At 37.6% G+C, this 3,287-nt stretch carries 3 protein-coding genes; all 3 read right to left on the bottom strand.

Annotated features, from left to right (window positions below; genetic code table 11):
- A partial coding sequence (locus V7150_RS24970) for a DUF4062 domain-containing protein (protein WP_335523641.1) occupies nt 1-325 on the bottom strand: 325 nt, incomplete at its 3' end.
- An 801-nt stretch (nt 326-1,126) separates the two neighbouring features.
- Complete coding sequence (groL, locus tag V7150_RS24965) at nt 1,127-2,764, bottom strand: chaperonin GroEL (RefSeq protein ID WP_335523639.1); 1,638 nt, start codon at nt 2,762-2,764, stop codon at nt 1,127-1,129.
- A gap of 48 nt (nt 2,765-2,812) precedes the next feature.
- Nucleotides 2,813-3,100: a co-chaperone GroES gene (gene groES, locus V7150_RS24960; RefSeq protein WP_024027274.1), complete on the bottom strand. Its 288-nt coding sequence runs from the start codon at nt 3,098-3,100 to the stop codon at nt 2,813-2,815.
- Nucleotides 3,101-3,287: the final 187 nt, after the last annotated feature.

Genomic DNA, 3,287 nt, shown 5'->3' with positions numbered 1-3,287 from the left:
GGTCGCTATATACTCCTTGTTCCACTAATGTAAAAACGGGTATTTTCTGTTTTATGGCTTCTTTATATTCTGCATTTGTTATTGAATGTTGTGTACCCTTAAATTCACCTCCATACCTTCCACCAATTATTAAAACAAACATTTGGCAATTTGGAATTTCATCCAAACAAGAATCATGAGTGTGTGATTGAGGATTATAAAACACATCTCCATCTTCACTTAGAATAGGCTCATATCCTAATGTTCTTACAAAGTACTTTATATTTTCCCTTATATATTTTAAATCATAGCAAGTTGAACTAATAAAAACCTTCGGGCTAGCCAATGCTTTCTTCCCCCTTTTATTTACACCCTTACCTTCTAAGTTATCTAGTATTTATTATAGCATTTTAATATTTATAATTATTACCTTATAAAGGATAATTTGTAATATAACTTTCAAAACTTTTTTCTATTCATGTTTCGGTTCACCGAGCTTGATAGTAAACTGTTGAATAAATAAGGTATATAATACAATCGCTCTTCTACAATCTGGACCGATTGTAAAATTCAATGATTAAAGAAAACTTGAATATATTCTTCCTAATGCTTTTTAAGCTTGTAATGATGATTTAGATTCGATAATCATACTACCAAAGCAAACATTGGTTAAATGCCGAATACATACTATTTGGTATTTTGAAGGGAAAAATATCTTTAAGATAGTTCTAACAGTTATTATCGAGCGTGTGCGGGCTCTTAGAACACCTTTGAATATATTCCTCTTACTAGAAACAAAACCAACACACTGAAATCTTTGTACCGAGTTTTATGTACATCTAATGTTCGTTTTTTCATAGCATAGTTGTTATGAATGATGAAAAGATTAGAAAAGCGTTATGCTCAACACTTCTTCAAATAAAAGGGTTTTGTTTTCACGATAGAAGTAGGGAACAGTTATAAGCAGTATTACGTGAAGGAGGAGTTAGTTGAGATGATAGGCATAAAAAAGAGGCTTCCACTAAGTCCACTACTTAATGAAAAACCTCTTTAAAAATCTTATTAATTAATATCGGTCACTTTTTCGGATACTAAAGATTGTATTAAGTCTTACAAACCCTAACTTATCAAGGTTTATAAGTCTTTATTACATCATGCCGCCCATTCCACCCATACCGCCCATTCCGGACATGTCAGGCATTCCAGCACCAGCTGGTTCTGGTTTGTCAGCTACAACTGCTTCAGTTGTTAAGAACATAGCAGCTACAGATGCTGCGTTTTGAAGTGCTGAACGAGTTACTTTTGTTGGGTCAACGATACCAGCTTCGATCATGTTTACCCACTCGCCAGTTGCAGCGTTGAAGCCTGTGCCAACTGCTTCGCGCTTTAAGCGGTCAACAATGACAGATCCTTCAAGGCCAGCGTTTTGTGCGATTGTGCGAACTGGCTCTTCCATCGCACGTAATACGATGTTGATTCCTGTAGCGATATCGCCTTCTTCTTGAAGTGCAGCTACTTTGCTGTATACGTTAAGAAGGGCTACACCACCACCGGATACGATACCTTCTTCAACAGCAGCACGAGTTGCGTTCAATGCGTCTTCGATGCGAAGTTTGCGCTCTTTTAATTCAGTTTCAGTTGCAGCACCAACTTTGATAACTGCTACACCGCCAGCTAATTTAGCTAAGCGCTCTTGTAATTTTTCACGGTCAAATTCAGAAGTAGTTTCTTCTAATTGAACACGGATTTGGTTTACACGAGCTTGAATTTCAGAAGACTCTCCTGCACCTTCAACGATTGTAGTATTTTCTTTTGTAACAACCACTTTAGTAGCGCGTCCTAAAGATTCGATTGTAGTAGTTTTTAATTCACGGCCAAGCTCTTCAGTGATGACTTCACCGCCAGTTAATGCAGCGATATCTTCAAGCATTGCTTTACGGCGGTCACCGAAGCCAGGAGCTTTAACAGCAACAGCATTGAATGTACCGCGAAGCTTATTCACTACTAAAGTAGAAAGTGCTTCACCTTCAACATCTTCAGCAATCAACAATAATGGCTTGCTTTGTTGTACTACTTGCTCAAGTACAGGAAGGATTTCTTGAATGCTAGAAATCTTCTTGTCTGTAATTAAGATATATGGATTTTCTAATACAGCTTCCATTTTGTCAGTATTAGTTACCATGTAAGCAGAAGTGTAACCGCGGTCGAATTGCATACCTTCAACAACATCTAATTCAGTTGTAAATCCTTTAGATTCTTCGATTGTGATAACACCGTCGTTGCCAACGCGTTCCATTGCTTCCGCGATTAATTGGCCAACTTCTTTATCATCTGAAGAAATCGCAGCAACTTGAGCGATTGACTCTTTGCCTTCAATTTGTTTAGAAATTGTTTTTAATTCTTCAACCGCAACAGCTACTGCTTTTTCGATTCCTTTACGGATCCCCATTGGGTTAGCACCAGCTGTAACGTTCTTTAAGCCTTCACGAATCATCGCTTGGGCAAGAACAGTTGCAGTTGTTGTACCGTCACCAGCAACATCGTTTGTTTTGCTTGCTACTTCAGCAACAAGCTTAGCACCCATGTTTTCGAATGCATCTTCTAATTCGATTTCTTTTGCGATTGTTACACCGTCATTCGTGATAAGCGGTGAACCAAATTTTTTCTCAAGAACCACGTTACGTCCTTTAGGTCCAAGAGTAACTTTTACTGTATCAGCTAGGGCATCAACACCACGTAGCATTGCGCGGCGCGCATCTTCACTATACTTAATCTCTTTAGCCATTGTTCAAAAAACCTCCTCGTATTTTCTAAACTATTTTTTTAAAAAACCTTACTCACCAATAACAGCAAGGATATCGTTTTCACGTAAAAGTAAATATTCTGTACCTTGGTATTTCACTTCAGTACCAGCGTATTTTGAGAAGATAATGCGGTCGCCTACAGCAACTTCAAGTGCTACGCGTTCTCCGCTTTCAAGGACGCGGCCAGTACCAACGGCAACAACTTTTCCTTCCTGAGGCTTTTCCTTCGCTGAATCCGGTAATACGATACCGCTTGCAGTTTTTTCTTCTGATTCAACAAGCTCAATGACAATGCGATCACCTAATGGTCTTAACAAATCAAACAACCTCCTCAAAAATATATGTAATTCTGTCATTATTAGCACTCTCCATTAATGAGTGCTAACACAATTATTATAATAAAGAATCTGAAAATCTTTTGCAAGTATGAAGTATAATTTTTTACAAAAGAATTTTGCTTTTCTACAACCCTATAAAGTATGCAAAAAACATGTCTTTCTATAC

It is taken from the genome of Neobacillus drentensis (assembly GCF_036965245.1).
Taxonomy (GTDB): domain Bacteria; phylum Bacillota; class Bacilli; order Bacillales; family Cytobacillaceae; genus Neobacillus; species Neobacillus drentensis_G.
Note: the sequence above shows the minus strand (reverse complement) of the source record. Positions and strands in the feature narration are given on the sequence as shown.

What these genes read in the sequence shown, in the direction of transcription:
- groL (WP_335523639.1), bottom strand. Translation starts at nt 2,764, where the DNA reads ATGGCTAAAGAGATTAAGTATAGTGAAGATGCGCGCCGCGCAATGCTA.